The sequence below is a fragment of the Mucilaginibacter daejeonensis genome, from assembly GCF_020783335.1.
Lineage (GTDB): Bacteria > Bacteroidota > Bacteroidia > Sphingobacteriales > Sphingobacteriaceae > Mucilaginibacter > Mucilaginibacter daejeonensis.
Map to the genome: position 1 here is coordinate 343,981 of NZ_CP086068.1, position 17,825 is coordinate 361,805.

At 50.2% G+C, this 17,825-nt stretch carries 13 protein-coding genes; 11 read left to right on the top strand and 2 right to left on the bottom strand.

Features of this window, described 5'->3' with window-relative positions; genetic code table 11:
- Window positions 1–186 precede the first annotated feature (186 nt).
- From LLH06_RS01535 to trpC, 3 genes are all read left to right on the top strand, one after another.
- Complete coding sequence (locus LLH06_RS01535; RefSeq protein WP_228171484.1) at window positions 187–1,596, top strand: anthranilate synthase component I family protein; 1,410 nt, start codon at window positions 187–189, stop codon at window positions 1,594–1,596.
- Window positions 1,597–1,649: 53 nt separating this feature from the next.
- Window positions 1,650–2,300 (top strand): anthranilate synthase component II, encoded by a 651-nt coding sequence (locus LLH06_RS01540; protein ID WP_228171485.1) that lies wholly within the window; start codon window positions 1,650–1,652, stop codon window positions 2,298–2,300.
- Between the two features lie 87 nt (window positions 2,301–2,387).
- Entirely contained in the window at window positions 2,388–3,173 is a 786-nt protein-coding gene (gene trpC, locus LLH06_RS01545; RefSeq protein WP_228171486.1) for an indole-3-glycerol phosphate synthase TrpC, read from the top strand.
- 261 nt (window positions 3,174–3,434) lie between these two features.
- Here trpC and LLH06_RS20670 read toward each other — a convergent pair whose 3' ends face one another.
- Window positions 3,435–3,563 (bottom strand): hypothetical protein, encoded by a 129-nt coding sequence (locus LLH06_RS20670; RefSeq protein ID WP_262909349.1) that lies wholly within the window; start codon window positions 3,561–3,563, stop codon window positions 3,435–3,437.
- A gap of 140 nt (window positions 3,564–3,703) precedes the next feature.
- Between LLH06_RS20670 and hflX the strand changes: the two genes are divergently transcribed.
- The 8 genes from hflX to LLH06_RS01585 all read left to right on the top strand — a co-directional run bounded on the left by hflX (window position 3,704) and on the right by LLH06_RS01585 (window position 17,148).
- Window positions 3,704–4,888: a GTPase HflX gene (gene hflX, locus LLH06_RS01550; RefSeq protein ID WP_228171487.1), complete on the top strand. Its 1,185-nt coding sequence runs from the start codon at window positions 3,704–3,706 to the stop codon at window positions 4,886–4,888.
- 251 nt (window positions 4,889–5,139) lie between these two features.
- Window positions 5,140–7,581, top strand: coding sequence for a TonB-dependent receptor (locus LLH06_RS01555; RefSeq protein ID WP_228171488.1), 2,442 nt, complete (start codon window positions 5,140–5,142; stop codon window positions 7,579–7,581).
- 70 nt (window positions 7,582–7,651) lie between these two features.
- A complete protein-coding gene (locus tag LLH06_RS01560; RefSeq protein WP_317206709.1) occupies window positions 7,652–10,105 on the top strand; it encodes a TonB-dependent receptor in 2,454 nt (817 codons plus the stop codon).
- 28 nt (window positions 10,106–10,133) lie between these two features.
- The gene (locus tag LLH06_RS01565) at window positions 10,134–11,321 is read left to right on the top strand and encodes a PepSY-associated TM helix domain-containing protein (RefSeq protein ID WP_228171489.1); all 1,188 of its coding nucleotides are present in this window, start codon (window positions 10,134–10,136) and stop codon (window positions 11,319–11,321) included.
- Between the two features lie 165 nt (window positions 11,322–11,486).
- Window positions 11,487–13,154, top strand: coding sequence for an alkaline phosphatase PafA (pafA, locus tag LLH06_RS01570; RefSeq protein WP_228171490.1), 1,668 nt, complete (start codon window positions 11,487–11,489; stop codon window positions 13,152–13,154).
- A gap of 94 nt (window positions 13,155–13,248) precedes the next feature.
- On the top strand, window positions 13,249–14,091 hold the full coding sequence (locus tag LLH06_RS01575; protein WP_228171491.1) for an isoaspartyl peptidase/L-asparaginase: 843 nt from the start codon (window positions 13,249–13,251) through the stop codon (window positions 14,089–14,091).
- A gap of 93 nt (window positions 14,092–14,184) precedes the next feature.
- Window positions 14,185–14,793 (top strand): hypothetical protein, encoded by a 609-nt coding sequence (locus LLH06_RS01580; protein ID WP_228171492.1) that lies wholly within the window; start codon window positions 14,185–14,187, stop codon window positions 14,791–14,793.
- Window positions 14,794–15,006: 213 nt separating this feature from the next.
- Window positions 15,007–17,148, top strand: a complete 2,142-nt coding sequence (locus LLH06_RS01585; RefSeq protein WP_228171493.1) for a carboxy terminal-processing peptidase — start codon at window positions 15,007–15,009, stop codon at window positions 17,146–17,148.
- Window positions 17,149–17,460: 312 nt separating this feature from the next.
- On the opposite strand, the gene LLH06_RS01590 is transcribed toward LLH06_RS01585, so the two are convergent.
- Window positions 17,461–17,811 (bottom strand): winged helix-turn-helix transcriptional regulator, encoded by a 351-nt coding sequence (locus tag LLH06_RS01590; RefSeq protein ID WP_228171494.1) that lies wholly within the window; start codon window positions 17,809–17,811, stop codon window positions 17,461–17,463.
- Window positions 17,812–17,825: the final 14 nt, after the last annotated feature.

Consider the following 17,825-nt stretch of genomic DNA (forward strand, 5'->3'; position numbering starts at 1 on the left):
TATTTCTTTATATATTTGCCTCTGTATATGATAAACAACAACAATAAAATGTTCTGGTGGCACCTTAGCGATAAGTTGGCCCGGTAGTTTATTAGTTTACAAGATATTAAGCAATTATAAACCCAATTTGAGACCCGGCGCCAACCACGCCGGGTTTTTTGTTGATATTATATTTTGATAACGCTGATGGAAACGTTCAAACTTACCACCAATTACCATAAACTACTGGCTGATACCACCACGCCGGTAAGCATCTATTTGCGCCTGCGCGATATATTTCCCAACTCGTTGCTGCTCGAAAGTTCCGACTATCACAGCCGTGATAACAGCATGAGCTACATTTGCTGCGAGCCTATAGCCGGTATGGTACTTAACAAAGGCGAGCTCACCAAAAGCTACCCCGATGGTACCCAGGAAGTGCTGACCACCGGCAGCTTTGACCTGGTGAGCCAGATCGATGCCTTTTTGAAACGCTTTAAAGCCGACGAGTTAGGGCTAAAGATCATTTGGAACGGGTTGTTCGGGTACTTTACCCACGAGGCCGTTGAGCATTATGAGACCATTGAGCTGAAGAAAAGCGACGATACCACACGCCAGATCCCCGAGATGCAGTATCACGTGTACAAGTACATCATTGCCGTGGATCACTTTAAGAACGAGCTGTATATTTTCCAGAACCAGTACGGCGAGGAAAAGGACGAGAAAGGACTGGAAAAGATGCAGTACCTGCTCAAGAACAAGGATTTCCCTGAGTATTATTTCGAGAGCAAGGGCGAAGAGCGCTCGAACCTGACCAATGAGGACTTCATGGCCATTGTGGAGAAGATGAAGCAGCACATTTATCGTGGCGATGTGTTCCAGATCGTGCCATCGAGGGCATTCTCACAGGCTTTTTCGGGCGATGAATTCAACGTTTACCGTGCCTTGCGTTCCATCAACCCGTCGCCATACCTGTTCTACTTTGATCATGGTGATTTCAGGATCCTGGGTTCATCGCCCGAGGCGCAGATCACGATCAAGAACCGTGTCGCCAGCATTTATCCCATCGCCGGTACCTTTAAACGTACAGGAGACGATGAAAAGGATGCAGAAGCGGCACGCGCCTTGCAGAACGATCCTAAAGAATCGGCCGAGCATGTGATGCTGGTGGATCTGGCCCGTAACGATCTGAGCCGCCATTGCGAGCAGGTCGAGGTAAAGGCCTTTAAGCAGGTACAATATTACTCGCACCTGATCCACCTGGTGTCGCACGTGAGCGGCAAACTGAGGCCCGATGTATCATCGTTCAAGATCGTGGCCGATACGTTCCCAGCCGGGACATTGAGCGGCGCGCCAAAGTTCAGGGCCATGGAGATCATTGATGAGAACGAGAACATTAAACGCAGCTTTTACAGCGGCGCCATCGGTTACCTCGGTTTCAACGGCGATTTTAACCACGCCATCATGATCCGCTCCTTATTGAGCAAGAACAATGTGCTGCATTACCAGGCCGGGGCCGGCATAGTGGCCGACTCGGTGCCCGAGAGCGAACTGAACGAAGTGAACAACAAAGTGGCCGCTTTACGCAAAGCCATTGAAATGGCCGCCACCATATAAAAGGCATAACCCCTGAGCTGATCGGGGCGTATAACGAACAGGAGACAAACGCAATGAACACTACAGATAATAACTTGCAGGGCTTTAACGGCCGGGTGCTGATCATCGATAACTATGACTCGTTCACTTATAACCTGGTGCACTTGGTGAATGAGCTGGGCCTTACCTGCGAGGTATGGCGTAATGATCAGTTCGAACTGGAGGATGTTGACCGTTTCGATAAGATCATCCTTTCGCCGGGGCCGGGCATCCCATCAGAGGCTGGTCTACTGCTTGATGTGATACGCACCTACGCACCCACCAAGAGTATATTTGGTGTGTGTTTGGGCCAGCAGGCCATTGCTGAGGCCTTTGGTGGCTCACTGCATAACCTGAGCCGGCCCATGCACGGCATATCCACACCGGTCAAGGTGACCGACGCCGCCGAGCAACTCTTTATAGGCTTGCCCAAGCAGATCAACGTAGGGCGTTATCACTCCTGGGTGGTGTCGCAGCATGACCTGCCGGCCGAACTGACCGTTACGGCTATCGATGAAAAAGACAACTCGATCATGGCGCTCCGTCACCGCACGCTTGATGTAAGGGGCGTACAATTTCACCCCGAATCGGTACTGACCGAGTATGGCAAGGAGATGCTGCGTAACTGGTTAGCCCCTCAGCATGCTGAAGAGGGTGTTGCTGCTACCGAATCGGTAATGGCCTGAATTTAAGTATGTCATCCCGGGACACGACGCACGCTCTGATCAACACGGATCGCTTCGTGCCTCGCGATGACGGTAACATTTGACGATATGACCATCTTAGATAAAATAGTCGCTAAAAAGATCAAAGAGGTAGAGGCAGCCAAGCTGATCACGCCGCTCAATCACCTCGAAGAACGGGACATGTTCACACGAGAGACCTTGTCGTTCCGTGATTTTTTGCTTGACCCATCGCGTACGGGTATCATTGCCGAGTTCAAGCGCAAGTCGCCTTCAAAAGGCATCATCAATGATCAGGTGAGTGTTAAGGATGTGACCACTGCGTACAATGAAGCGGGAGCTTCGGCCTTATCGGTACTCACCGACCGCCACTTTTTTATGGGTGCCAAAAAGGACCTGCTGGAAGCACGCAAATTCAACAAGATCCCGATCCTGCGTAAGGATTTCATGATCGATGAGTACCAGATCATTGAGGCCAAGACCTTAGGTGCCGACGTGATCCTGCTGATCGCTGCTATATTAACGCCAGATCAGATCAAACGATTCGCATCACTGGCCAAAAGCATAGGTTTAAGCGTATTGCTTGAGGTACATGACCGTGAAGAATTGGACCGCAGCCTGGATGACAACGTAGACGCCGTAGGGGTTAACAACCGCAACCTGGCCGACTTTACCGTATCGGTAGATACCTCGTTCGAACTCGCGCCGCACATACCCGATCGTTTCCTGAAGATATCAGAAAGCGCGATCAGCAATGTGCAGGTGATCGGTCAACTGAAAGAGGCCGGCTTCAACGGCTTTTTGATCGGCGAGAACTTTATGCGTCAGCCTGATCCGGGTACGGCCATGCTGGCCTTCGCTTCGGCGTTGCGCTGATAAGTTCAGGTCAAATGATCTCCGCGATATCAGGATGATAGTGCTGGCCGCTTTTACTTGCTTATAGACCTGCGGGCAGACGAGTTTTTGGTGCCTAAAACGTAGGAGGAAGGCCCGGTCACGCCCGTTCGGTCGGGCATCTATTTGGCAATGATCGGCGGGACTTAGATCTTTAGCCTAACCTCCCATTGATCATACGGCATGGATCAAAGCAGTATTCTTGATCTTAGATCATGTATAAAGCGATCCAGTATATCGCTTTCAGCTATATCGCAGGTAAGCATTTCTAAAACATCGCTCACCATAACGCCCCCTGATCAGCGACTTGCCGTTCATGATCTTAGGGTGGGTAGTTACCTGTTCGAGCAATATTTCCTGATGCGTTAACATATTCGTAATTTTGCAACGTAATGTGATCAATTATCTACCTCCCACTTATTGCCACTGTTATTTTGGCATCCATTTTATTCTAACAAAGTACTTTATGCCCTGTTATTCAATTTGGCATAATGATCGATAAACATTAATTAATGAAGCAAAAATCATATGATACTGCTGTGAAGCAGGAGACCGCTGTGCTGGTGGGTGTGATCACGCCCGGACAAACTGACGCACAGACCAAAGAATATTTAGAAGAGCTGGAGTTTTTGGTGATGACCGCCGGTGGCAATACCGTAAAGACATTTACCCAACGCATGCAGCGCCCCGACCGTGCCACCTTTGTGGGTACCGGTAAACTGGAAGAGATACAAGCTTTTGTAAAGGCCGAAGAGATAGACATCGTAGTATTTGATGACGAGCTTTCGCCATCGCAGTTGCGTAACATTGAGAACGAGCTGCAGGTGAAGATACTGGACCGCAGTAACCTTATCCTCGACATTTTTGCCAACCGTGCACAAACGGCTCAGGCCAAAACGCAGGTAGAACTGGCTCAGCTGCAATACCTGTTACCCCGCCTTACGCGTATGTGGACCCACTTGGAACGCCAAAAAGGTGGTATCGGTATGCGTGGACCGGGTGAGTCGCAGATCGAGACCGACAGGCGTTTGATCCTGAACAAGATATCGTTGCTGAAGGAGCGCCTGCGCCAGATCGATAAGCAGAACGAGACCCAACGCAAGAACCGCCATCAATTGGTGCGTACGGCGTTGGTAGGATACACTAACGTGGGCAAATCCACGATCATGAACATGATATCCAAATCGGAGGTATTTGCCGAGAACAAACTGTTTGCTACGCTGGATACTACGGTACGTAAGGTAGTGGTGGAGAATTTGCCGTTCCTGCTGTCAGATACGGTAGGTTTCATCCGCAAGCTGCCTCACCATTTGGTGGAATGCTTTAAATCGACCCTTGACGAGGTGCGCGAGGCCGATATACTGATCCATGTGGTGGATGTGTCGCATCCTAACTTTGAGGACCAGATCAACACCGTGAACGAAACGCTGAAAGATCTGGGGGCCATCGACAAACCGATGATCACCGTGTTCAACAAGATCGATGCCTACAAGCCGCAGCAGATCAACCCTGATGAGCCTACCGAGCCGTTGACGCTCGAAGATTTCAAGCACAGCTGGATGGCCAGCAATAACAGCCCGGCCATATTCATCTCGGCGCTTAAAAAGGAGAACGTTGACGAGTTCAGGAAGCTGTTGTACGATAAGGTGATCGCCATACATACCGAGCGTTACCCTTACGATCATCTGTTATACTAAGGCGACAAGTCGCTCTTCTGTAAGCTATTTATTCCCAAGCGGGCTGTTCATCACAGCCCGCTTTTGTTTTGGCCTTTTTATTTGGATCAAAGGACGTTTTGTGATCAGCGTGCGCCGTTATTAGAGTTTATTTAGAATTATTAAAAATAAGTTCGGTTTTTTAGAAGGAAGTCATACTTTTGGGCATTGTTTATAACAAGTCTAAATAAATGAAGCCGCTATACCAACACATCCTTATTATTTTTACTTTTTTGGCGATCACTGCGACCGCCGTTAACGCCCAGACCTACGGAACCTTGAAAGGCAAGGTGACCACTTCTGACAATAAGCCGGCCGATAACGTTTCGGTAGGCCTACGGGGTACCAAGTATGGCACCATGACCAATGAGAACGGTGAATACACCTTTAGGGCGCCAGCAGGTGAGCACACGCTGGTGGTATCGCAGGTAGGTGTGCAAAGCGTAGAAACATCAGTGAACGTTATCGCAGGTAAAACATCGACCGTTCCAACCCAGACCCTGAGCAGTAGCGTGGCCGAGTTGAAAGAGGTTAGCATCAGTGCCGAGCGTAAAGGGCGTTTCACCCGTAAAGTGAGTACCGATGCGGCCAAGATACCGCTTACCAACCTCGAGAACTCGCAGGCCTACAGCACCATCACCAATGAATTGCTTAAAGAGCAACAGGTCTTTACCGTAGATGATGCGTTGCGCAACGCACCTGGCATTCAAAAACTTTGGGACGCTACCGGTCGTGGCGGCGATGGCGGCTCGTACTTTACCCTGCGTGGTTTTGTGGTACAAAGCAGCCTGCGCAACGGCGTTGCCGGCTTAGTGACCAACACGGTGGACGGCGTGAATACAGATAAGGTTGAAGTGATCAAAGGCCCATCAGGTACTTTGTACGGTAGCACGCTGCCATCATTTGGTGGCTTGATCAACCGTGTGACCAAAAAGCCCTACGAGACCTTTGGTGGCGAGGTATCGCAAAGCGTAGGCAGTTTTGACTTCGGTTTAGGTAAATACAGTTTGAACCGTACCACTATCGATATCAATACCCCAGTAACGAAGGACGGAAATGTACTGTTCCGTTTAAATGCCGCACACAATTACCGCAGCAGTTTTCAGAACTATGGTCAGGCCAACAACTTTGCTATAGCGCCAAGCCTTTCTATCAAAGCCAATGATAAGCTGTCGTTCCTGGTAGAGTCGGAGATATTCTTTGGTCGCAGTTCGTCAATGCGTCCGTTCTTCTTCTTTTATGATACTCCCAAAGCCATGGGTGTAAGCAAGGTGAGCGATCTGAACATCGATTACAACCAGGCTTATGTCAATGACGACATCACCCAACGCTCACGCAGCATCAACAACTTTGTGCAGGCCAATTACAAGTTATCTGACAAGATCACGTCGCAAACCGTGTTCACCTCATCGAACAGTTTCTCTAATGGGGCAAGCCCATATTTTTACCTCGTGACCGACGAAACGGCCATCAACGGTACCACATTGCCTAATCCTGCGGGCCAAAACAACTATATTCTGCGTTACGATCAGTCGACCGCTAACAGCAACTTCAATGCGATCGAAGTGCAGCAAAATTTTAACGGAGACTTCAACATTGGTCAGTTCCGTAACCGTTTCGTAGTAGGCCTGGATTATCAGCACGTGAACTCTAACCAGTTCTATTACGGTAACTATTATGGCGTAGCGCCAATGAACAGCAGCACGTTCAACTACGGTAACATGAACCGCGCTGCCCAATATGCACTTACTCCAAAACAGTTCAACGATTCGAACACCTATCCTTACATCTACAAGACCAGCACTTACAGCGCTTACGTGTCTGACGTGTTCAACATCACCGAGCAATTACTGGCTTCAGCAGGTGTGCGTGTGGATCGTTTTGAGAATGGCGGCAGCTACAACATGGCAGGCGGTGTAACTGCCGACCCGTTCAAGCAAACCGTGTTCTCGCCTAAATTCGGTTTGGTTTACCAGGCCATTAAAGAGCAGCTTTCATTCTTTGGTAACTACCAAAATGGTTTCGTGAACCCACGCCCATACCAGGATGTTACCGGTGCCTTCATCGCACCAAAAGCTCAAAATGCCAATCAACTGGAAGGTGGTGTTAAGGTGGCCCTGTTCAATGGTAAACTGAACGGTACCGTGAGCTATTACAACATCAAGCTCAACAATATGCTACGCAGCTTACCGGCCACTACTAACGTGCCTAACCCGCAGGTGCAGGATGGTACCCAAAAGTCGGAAGGTTTCGAGACCGAGATCATTGCCAACCCATTTGACGGTTTGAACATAGTAGCCGGCTTTGCCTATAACTACTCTAAGATCACAAAGGCCGCTGCCGATGTAGGCCTGCGCCCTAACACGGCAGGCTCTCCTTACCTGGGTAACTTTTATGTGAGCTACCGCCTGCCGCAAACCGCCGTTAAGGGCTTAGGCTTTGGCTTTGGCGGCAACTATGCTAGCGAGAACAAAGTGATCAACAGCGAAAGCTCAGGCACTTTCTCACTGCCATCGTACACCGTATTGAACGCCAACGTTTTCTTTGATCGTGCTAAATACCGTTTGGGTTTGGCCGCCAACAACGTGGGTAACAAAAAGTACTATACCGGTTACACCACCATCAACCCGCAGGATCTGCGTCAGTTCATCCTGACCGCTGCCTATAAATTCTAAGATCATTTAAGTCCCCGGCCGCATCCATAAATGTGGCCGGGCTGTTTTTACACTCAACTCCCCCTTATTAATGAGAACATTTTACTTGAAGCTAAGCACCGTTATGGTGTTACTGATGGCCACTGTTAGCGCACTTGCGCAGCAAGGACGCGGTACGGTAAAAGGAAAGGTACTGACCTCTGACAACCGCCCGGCCGACAACGTGAGCGTTGGATTGAAAGGTACCAAACATGGCACCCTTACCGCCGAGAACGGTGAGTATAACTTCAAGGCACCGGCAGGTTCATATACTTTAACCGTATCGGCTATTGGCGTACAAAGCCAGGAGGTTTCGGTCACGGTAACGGCCAACCAAACGGTCACACTGCCTACCATCAGTATCAATACCAGCATGTCGCAGTTGGAGGCGGTGAACGTGACCGGCGGCAAGACCAATAAGTTGGCTACCCGCAAAAGTCCTTATGTGGCCAAGCTGCCGCTTACTAACCTCGAGAATCCGCAGGTATACACCACCATATCGAAAGAATTGCTCACGGAGCAGATCAATACTAATTTTAGCGACATCTTAAAGAACTCATCGGGTGTGGACAAGCTATGGTCATCAACCGGCCGAGCCGGTGACGGTGCCGCTTACTACCAGGTACGTGGTTTTTCGGTTCAGCCCACGCTAACCAACGGCATTACTGGTTTGACCAACGGCGACCTTGACCCCGCCAACATCGAGAAGGTGGAAGTGATCAAAGGCCCGTCGGGAACGTTGTTCGGCGGTGCATTGACCAACTTTGGCGGTCTCATTAACGTGATCACCAAAAAACCGATCGATACGGTTGGTGGTTCGGTAAGCTATACTACGGGTAACTACAGCCTGAGCCGTTTAACGGCCGATGTTTACGGCCCGGTTAGTAAGGACAAAAAATTACTGGCCCGCATGAACGCGGCCTACCACTATCAGGCCAGCTTTCAGGATGCCGGTTTCCGCAAGTCGTTCTTTGTGGCGCCATCACTGGAGTATCGCGCCAGCGAAAAACTGACCCTCAACTTTGATGGCGAGTTCTACAACTATGAAGGCACCAACCCTCTGTCGGTGTTCCTGAACCGTGCCCGTCCGCTGATCGCGCGTAACCCGAGTGAGCTGCAGTTCGATTTCAAGCGCTCATACACCAGTAACGATATCACCATCAAAACGCCTACCGTTAACCTGCGCGCACAAGCCACTTACAAGATATCTGATCAGTGGACCTCGCAAACCAACCTGTCGCGCAGCAACCGTAAGGCCGATGGTATATACCAGTATGTGTCGTTCTCTGATGTGACCTCTACCGCTGCCGGCACCATTGCCAATGATACCCTGTTAAGCCGCCTGGCCAGTTTGCAGAACTCGGTAAGCACGGCCATCGATATCCAACAGAACTTTATCGGCGACTTCAAGATCGCGGGTCTGCGTAACCGCTTAGTGGTAGGGCTCGACTTTTTGAACCAGATCACCAACAACAGCAACTCGCCGTACCTAACTTTTGACAAGGTAAGCACCGCCCGTAACGATGCCCGTTACACCGGCCTCAACTATGCTACCTTTATGTCGCGCCTGGGCGCATCTACCGCGGCCTATACCAAGAACCGCACGGTGAGCGATGTTTACAGCGTTTATGCTTCGGATGTGTTCAACGTGACCGAGAGCTTGATGGCCATGGCCAGCTTACGCGTGGATCGTTTCGATAGCCGCGGATCATACAACTTTGCCACCAACATGATGGCTAACAACAGCGTGTATAAGCAAACGGCGGTATCGCCCAAGTTCGGGCTGGTTTACCAGATCGTGAAGGACCAGGTATCGGTGTTCGGTAACTACATGAACGGTTTCCGCAACGTGGCGCCGGTAACGCAGCCGCTTAATGATATTTCGGGCGTGTTCAAGCCGCAACAGGCCAACCAGATCGAAGGTGGTGTTAAAGTGGACGTGTTCCAGAACAAGCTCAACTTTACCGCCAGTTACTACGACATTAAGGTGAACAACACCACTCGTACCGCACCATTGGTACGCAACGGCACCACTTACAACATCACCATACAGGATGGTAAACAAGTAAGCCGTGGTTTTGAGATGGACCTGATCGCCAACCCGGTGATGGGCCTCAACATCGTGGCCGGTTACAGCCACAACAACAGCAAAATGACCGAGAGTGCCGCTTCGGTACTTGGCCGTCGCCCGGTAAGCGCAGGACCTGCCGACCTGGTGAACGCCTGGATCAGTTACACTCAACCTACCGGTAAACTGAGCGGTTTAGGTGTGGGCTTTGGGGGTAACTATGCCGGCAAGAACATCGTTTCGAACGATGCGGTTGTGGGCCAGTTCACGCTACCATCATACACCGTATTAAATTCGACCGTATTTTACAATGCTAAACAGTTCCGCTTAGGCTTGAAAGTAGACAACCTGACCAACAAGACCTATTACAAAGGCTGGACCACTGTAGAGATGCAGCAGCCCCGCGCCGTAGTAGCTAACGTGAGCTTTAAATTTTAACAACGCACGTGTAAAGCCCTTGACCCATATGACCGCTTTTAAAAAAGCTGTATTGTTCATACACCGCTGGCTCGGATTTATCTCCGGGCTTGTGGTGTTCATAGTGAGTATCACCGGGTGCTTGTTCTGCTTTCAGGATGAGATACAGGACGCCATGTACAGCTACCGGCATGTACCGGTGCAAACTAAGCCTTACCTCATGCCCTCGCAGGTGCGCAAATTGGGGGAGGCCAAGGTATCAGGCGGCAAAGCGGGATTGGTGACCTACATGGGCGCCGACAGGCCAGTGATCGTACGGGTGAACGATGCCAAAAAGGCCTTGCACACCTTGTACTTCGACCCCTATAGCGGCAAGTTCCTGCATGATGAGGACCTGCGCACCAACTTCTTCATCATCGTGGAGTTCATTCACCTGTACCTGTTGCTGCCGGTCAAGATCGGTAAGCTGGTGGTAGGTATATCGGTCATCATTTTTGTGGTGCTCATGATCACCGGGCTGGTGCTGTGGTGGCCTAAACGCAAAAGCGACCGGAAGCGTAGTTTCACCATCAAATGGAACGGCCGCTGGCGCCGCGTGAACTATGACCTGCATAACGTATTGGGCTTTTACGCCACGGCCATTGCCATCGTTCTGGCCATCACAGGGCTGTCGTTCAGTTTTGAATGGGTGAACGATGGCTTGTACAAGGCTGCCAACCTGGGTCGCACTTATCCTAACGAAAAAAAGGAATACCACTCCGACTCATTAAGCAAAGGCCATATTACGTCGCTACCGGCAGTGGACGTGGCCTATACTTACATGCGCCAGCGATCGCCCCAGGCACAAATGTACCTGCTCTTTGAAGGTGCCGGGAGCGATGGTGCGTTGTATGGCACCGCGTATGCCAGGTCGTTACATTTTGGGCATAGCGATCTGTACAGCTTTGATCAGTATACCGGCAAGGTGCTGCACTTTTTGCCCAACGCTAAAAAGAGCGCAGGTCTGCAGCTTAACAACCTGAACTATGACATCCATGTGGGGCAGATCGCTGGGTTGCCGGGTAAGATCATTGCTTTTTTGGTGAGTTTCATCAGCGCCAGCTTACCCATTACCGGGCTTATCATTTGGCTGGGAAAACGCAAAAAAGGCACCAAGACCAAAAAGGCCCGTAACCTGTCGCACAAAAGAGCCAAAGCTCATGTAAGGTCTAACCCCCGAAACGACATCGCTCAATAACACTGAAAGACATATAGAACGCCGCCCGTCGCATGACAGGCGGCGTTCTTTTTTGGAAGGGTAGCCTGTGCAAAAGCTGTTGATCTATTCATAACAAAAAGATCACAAACCTTTTTATTTGCAATGCTGATATTTGAAGGCTTAACTGATAGTACGTTGAATAACATGAGGATCAAAAATATACTGCTGGCCGTTATGGCATTTTCGCCGTTGTTAGCATCGGCACAAAAGGCAAAACCTTCGGCACCTGCAGCCGTTACACTGGCCCGCCCTAAACTGGTGGTGGGCATTGTGGTGGATCAAATGCGCTGGGATTACCTGTACCGTTACAACGACCGCTACACCGCCGGCGGCTTCAAACGCCTGTTAGGAGAGGGCTTCACCTGCGAAAATACCCATATCGATTACCTGCCCACCGAGACCGGCCCGGGCCACAGCTGTATCTATACCGGATCGGTACCTGCCGTGCACGGTATCGCTGCCAATAACTTTTACGATCAGGCCACCGGCCGCATGTTATACTGTGCAGGTGACACCTCCGTACAAGGGGTAGGCACCACTTCGGATGCCGGTATGATGTCGCCGCGCAACCTGCTGGCCACTACTATCACTGATGAGTTGCGCATGGCCACCAACTTCCGCTCTAAGGTGATCGGCATCGCACTGAAGGATCGTGGCAGCATCTTGCCTGCGGGCCATAACCCTACCGGTTCATACTGGTTCGATGATGTTACCGGTAACTTCATCACCAGCACCTATTACACCAAAAGCCTGCCCGAGTGGGTCAACAAGTTCAACGCGTTGAAACTGCCCGACAGCTACTTGTCCAAATCATGGACCACCCTATACCCGATCGATACTTACAAGCAAAGCACTGCCGATAATACCCCTTACGAGGGCGCTTACCGCGGCGAGACGGCACCGGTATTCCCGCATGACCTTCCTGCCATCAGGAAACAGGGCCAAGGCTACGCCGTGATCCGTTCATCACCATCGGGCAACACGCTTACGTTGGATATGGCCCGCGCCGCATTGGACGCCGAGCAACTGGGTAAAGGCACGCAGACCGACTTCTTGGCCGTGAGCCTTTCTTCTACCGATTATATCGGTCACCAGTTCGGCCCTAACTCGATCGAGGCCGAAGATATTTACCTGCGCCTTGACCGTGACCTGGCCACATTCCTTTCTTACCTGGACAGTAAAGTGGGCAAAGGCAATTACACCGTGTTCTTGTCGGCCGATCATGGCGCTAACCATAACACCACTTACCTCAAAGAAAATAAGATGCCTACCGGCCTGTTCGATGGGGCGGGCGCTACCACGCAACTCAACGCCATCCTGAAAAAGCAATTTGGCCTGGACCGCGCGGTATTGGGTATCGATAACTACCAGGTGAACTTCAACAACGTGGCCATTGCCAAAGCCGATGCCGATATGGAAAAGATCAAGGCCGCCAGCATCGCCTTTTTAAGCAAACTACCCGGCGTCATCTATGCCGTAGATATGTCACGTGCTAACCAAAGCTCGGTGCCTGCCGATCTGCGCGAACGCATCGTGAACGGCTACAGCCCTGCCCGCAGCGGCGCCATACAACTGGTGCTTAACGCAGGTTGGTACGCCGGCCGTGGCCGCACCGGTACCTCGCACGGCGTAAGCTCGCCTTATGATACCCACATACCGCTGGTATTTATGGGCTGGGGCATACAACATGGCAGCCTCAACCGCGATACGCACATGACCGATATATCGGCAACGTTGGCCGCGCTGCTGCACATCCAGATGCCAAGCGGCTGCATAGGCAAGGTGATACCCGAAGCTTTGAGCAGAAAATAAACAACTGCGCCCGATTTATGTATATTTGAATAAGTTGGCAAAAGACACACCGCCCGGCGTGTCTTTTGTCGTTTTACCAGTATATACACCCTTCATGAAAATCATTATACACGGCGGCTTCTTTAGCGAGTCGAACACTAACTATGAGGTAAAGGTGGCCAAGCAACAGGCCCTTACTGACATTGTTAAGCAAGGCTACGAGTACCTGCGTACGCATACCGCACTGGAGACCGTGACCTATACCACCAGCCTGTTGGAGGACTGCGACCTTTTCAATGCCGGTACCGGATCGCAGATCCAAAGCGATGGCAAGATCCGCCTTAGCGCCTCACTAATGGATGGCGTTACCTCCAAGTTCTCGGGCGTGATCAACATCGAGGATGTGAAGAACCCTATACTGATCGCACAAAAGCTGATGGGCTATGATGACCGTGTACTAAGCGGCAACGGAGCCCAGGTATTTGCCCGTGAGAACGGCTTTGACCACTACAACCCGGAAACGCCCCAGCGCAGGCAGGAGTACGAGCAAAAGCTGCATGATTCGATCCGCTTAGGTACCGTAGGTTGCGTGGCTTTAGATGCGCAGGGTAACCTGGCCGCTGCTACCTCTACCGGAGGTAAAGGCTTCGAGATACCGGGCCGTGTGAGCGATTCGGCCACGGTGGCGGGTAATTACGCCAATGGCTTTGCAGGCATATCATGCACCGGTGTGGGCGAGGATATCGTAAGCGGTGCCATAGCCGCCAAGATCGTGACCCGTGTTACCGATGGGATGAAATTACAATTGGCTGTTGAAAAAACTTTAACTGAAGTGCAACCTTTTGACGGCTTTGTAGGTATAATCGGGCTGACAGCAAATGGAGAGGTTTACCACGCTGATACTCATCCCTATATGGTATGGGCGTGTTATGATGAAGGTGTAGAGGTTTTTAGCTGATCAGCGATCAAAATATCATATACCGGATCATATTAAATGGTACATTTGCTTACTAATTAACAAGATCGAACTATCCAAACCAAAGATCCGTCAATGAAAGTAATTTTACTGGCTTTAGTGTGCACCGTTCAAAGCTTTACCGCATCGGCACAATTGTTCTCCTTTTTGCAACGCCACACCCGCGATCAGCGCGTGCTGGCCGTTACAAGCGCTCCTTTCAATATCAAGGCCGCTAAATTGAACAAGGGCAAGGTGAGCAGGCAGGTGATGGGCAGTAATGAGTACAGCCTGGGCCTTAATGAGTACACCGTGATGAAAACCGCCCAGCATCAGATGCGTTTCAGGCAGTATGAGGATGCCAGCTATAGCTTTGCTGAACTGGCGCGTATTTACATCCAGCTCAATAAACTTTCGGAGGCAAAATGGTTCTTTTTACAAAGCAGCAACCTTTCGCGCCAGCAAAATAATGACCGCCTTACCATCTCTAACCTGATGGAACTGGCCAACATTAAGGCCACCATTGGCGACCTGGCCCTGGCCCAGCAGGATCTGGACGAGGCCCGCACCATGGCCACCGGCCACAACTGGACCGATGATGTGCTTGCCGTTAAACGTACCGAAGAAAATATAGACCGTAAAAAGCTGGCCGCGCTTAAACCTGCCGACAGTGCCTTATCAAAGAACGCACAGGCCGCTTTGTAAGATAACAGCCGTGTTATTTAAGCAGTTGCGCAAGTAAATTACTTAAAGGTAAAAAAGAATAACGCGGCAAAACATTGTGCTACAATATTACATTAGTATACAAGAGACAGCTCCTTAGCTGTCTCTTTTTTTGTTTACTTTACGCGTTGTATAATATAGGCACTAATATTGATGTTTTATAGAATGGTCATCGACCTGAAAACCATAAAAGAGATGTTCAAAAGATCTTACATGTTCCTGGTGGTTGGTGCGGCCCTGGCGTGCCAAGCTGCTACCAGCCCATCCAAAGTTGTTGATGGGTCAAATAACCTACAACCTGATCAGCAGCAAAGCCTGGTACTTAAGGAGGTGGCCTCGCTCATATCTAACTACAATTACAAAAAGGTGCCGTTAAATGACTCATTGTCGGCCGTGGTGTATGACCGCTACCTGAAAGCGCTTGACGAGAACCACAATTACCTGCTGGCAACCGATATCAAGGACATCGAACGTTTCCGTAAGGGATTGGATGACGACATGAAGGCCGGTAACCTGAATAACGTTTTCTACATTTTTAACCTTTACCAAAAACGCTACCTCGAAAGGATCAACTACTCGCTCACACAGATCGACAATAAGTACGATTACAACAAGAACGAGAGTTTTACTTACGACCGCGAAAAAGAACCCTGGATGGCCAACACCACCGAGATGAACAAGCTTTGGAGCCAGCGCGTAAAGTATGACCTGCTTAACCTGAAACTGGCTAGTGCCGATGTGACCAAGAATAAGGAGACCCTGCGCAAGCGTTACCAGAACCTGATCTCGCAATCAAAAAAATTGTCTAACCAAGATGTGTTCCAGGTGTACATGGATGCCTTTACCGAATCCATTGATCCGCACACCAACTACTTTAACCCGGCCAACGCGGCCAACTTCAATATCGAGATGTCGCGCTCGCTTGAGGGTATCGGTGCATCGCTGATGTCGGAGAACGAATATGTGACCATCAAGACCATCGTACCGGGTGGCCCTGCCGATAAGAGCAAGCAAATCAACATTGACGACCGCATCATTGGTGTGGCTCAGGGTAAGGATGGCGAGTTCCAGGATGTGGTGGGCTGGCGTTTAGATAATGCTATTGCCATCATTCGTGGTACCAAAGGCACCGTGGTAAGGTTGAAGCTTTTACCTAAAGGTGTATCAGCCTCTATGAAACCAAAGATCGTGGAGATGGTACGCGAGAAGATCGTTTTGAAAGATCAGCTGGCTAAAAAAGAGATACGCACTTATAACTCCAATGGTAAGACGGTGAAGATCGGTATCATCAATGTGCCGGCCTTCTACATAGATTTTAACGCTTATCGCGCTAAGGACCCTAACTACCAAAGCACCACCCGCGATGTGAAACGTATACTGGATACGCTCAAGAACATGAACGTTGATGGTGTGGTGATGGACCTGCGCCAGAACGGTGGCGGATCGCTGATCGAAGCCATAGAGCTAACAGGCCTGTTCATCAAGAACGGCCCTGTGGTGCAGGTACGTGATACCCGTAACCGCGTAGAGGTGAACGAGGACGAAGACCCTTCAGTGACCTATTCGGGCCCTATGGCGGTACTGACCGACCGTTTCAGTGCATCGGCCTCTGAGATATTTGCAGGCGCTATACAAGATTATGGCCGTGGCCTGGTGATCGGTACTCAAACCTATGGTAAGGGTACGGTACAAAGCGCCATTGAGCTGGACAAGGTGATCAACCCATCATTGAAAGAGATGATCACTGCACTGGCAAAAAAATCAAGTGGCACCGGTGCCGAATCCAAATTCGGTCAGCTGAATCTTACTGTGGCTAAGTTCTACCGCATCAGCGGCAGTTCTACCCAGCACAAAGGCGTAATGCCTGATATCACTTTCCCATCGGTTATCCCGTTAGATAAATATGGTGAGGATACTGAGCCATCGGCACTGCCTTTCGATATGATACAGAAAAGCAACTACACTAAGGTAGCCGATCTGAGCAGCGTGATCCCGCAATTGACCAAACTGCACGAGCAGCGCATGGCGAGCAATGCCAACTACAAATACATGCTGGAAGATATTGCCGATTACAAAAAGCGTGCTGCCGAGACCAGCGTGACCCTGAACGAGCAGGACCTTAAAAAGCAGCGCGACAGCGAAGAGCAAAAGACCTTTGAACGCAATAACCTGCGCCGCCAGGCACTTGGCTTAGCCCCGCTCAAAAAAGGCCAGACACGCCCTAAGAACGAGGACCTGGACTTCCTGAAGATGGAGGCCGGCCAGATACTGACCGACTTTGTGAATATGGAAAAAGCCGCCCGTTATACCAATAACATGGCGCCATCGCAACCGTAACAAGGTTAGATCATATCATCACCCGAACGCCCGGCTTTTGGCCGGGCGTTCGTTGTTTAAAGTAATTTATTATGATCCCAACGCCGTTACAATAAACTAACAAAGATCGGTCGAATATCGTCCGATAGCTGGGAGCCAGTCTGAAGCACGTGAACACGCTGACAGTCTACACTACAGATCTGTAAGCAATATCTTAACTACTGTTTCTGATCCGCGGCGTCAGGGATGTTGCGGGGACCTAAGTATTAAGTGCAAGCGCAAAACGAAGTAGCTTCGTTCCTCTCAACGTCGTTGTGAAAAGTAGCCGCCCTTTTATTTACCCGTGATCATTTTCCGGTGCTCCAGGCCCCATTCGGCCAAATGATCGATAATGGTCTGCAGGGTCTTGCCGTACTGGGTGAGGTTGTAATCGACCGTTACCGGTTGGGTGTTGTGTACCGTGCGTACGATCAGCTTGTTCATCTCCAGTTCTTTCAGTTCCTTGCTCAACATCTTGTTGGAGATACCTTCCACATCATTCAAAATATCCGAGAAACGACGTTTGTTATAATAACAGATGGATGAGATAATGGATATCTTCCATTTACCGTTCAACACATCCATGGCATCGTGCACGGCCATGATCTGCTTTTTGTGTCCGGGGTTACATACATATTCGGCCATAAGTTACCTGGTTA

Coding starts and splice junctions, on each gene's coding strand:
- LLH06_RS01535 (WP_228171484.1), top strand. CDS start 187: ATGGAAACGTTCAAACTTACCACCAATTACCATAAACTACTGGCTGAT.
- LLH06_RS01540 (WP_228171485.1), top strand. CDS start 1,650: ATGAACACTACAGATAATAACTTGCAGGGCTTTAACGGCCGGGTGCTG.
- trpC (WP_228171486.1), top strand. CDS start 2,388: ATGACCATCTTAGATAAAATAGTCGCTAAAAAGATCAAAGAGGTAGAG.
- LLH06_RS20670 (WP_262909349.1), bottom strand. CDS start 3,563: ATGTTAACGCATCAGGAAATATTGCTCGAACAGGTAACTACCCACCCT.
- hflX (WP_228171487.1), top strand. CDS start 3,704: ATGAAGCAAAAATCATATGATACTGCTGTGAAGCAGGAGACCGCTGTG.
- LLH06_RS01560 (WP_317206709.1), top strand. CDS start 7,652: ATGAGAACATTTTACTTGAAGCTAAGCACCGTTATGGTGTTACTGATG.
- LLH06_RS01565 (WP_228171489.1), top strand. CDS start 10,134: ATGACCGCTTTTAAAAAAGCTGTATTGTTCATACACCGCTGGCTCGGA.
- pafA (WP_228171490.1), top strand. CDS start 11,487: ATGAGGATCAAAAATATACTGCTGGCCGTTATGGCATTTTCGCCGTTG.
- LLH06_RS01575 (WP_228171491.1), top strand. CDS start 13,249: ATGAAAATCATTATACACGGCGGCTTCTTTAGCGAGTCGAACACTAAC.
- LLH06_RS01580 (WP_228171492.1), top strand. CDS start 14,185: ATGAAAGTAATTTTACTGGCTTTAGTGTGCACCGTTCAAAGCTTTACC.
- LLH06_RS01585 (WP_228171493.1), top strand. CDS start 15,007: ATGTTCAAAAGATCTTACATGTTCCTGGTGGTTGGTGCGGCCCTGGCG.
- LLH06_RS01590 (WP_228171494.1), bottom strand. CDS start 17,811: ATGGCCGAATATGTATGTAACCCCGGACACAAAAAGCAGATCATGGCC.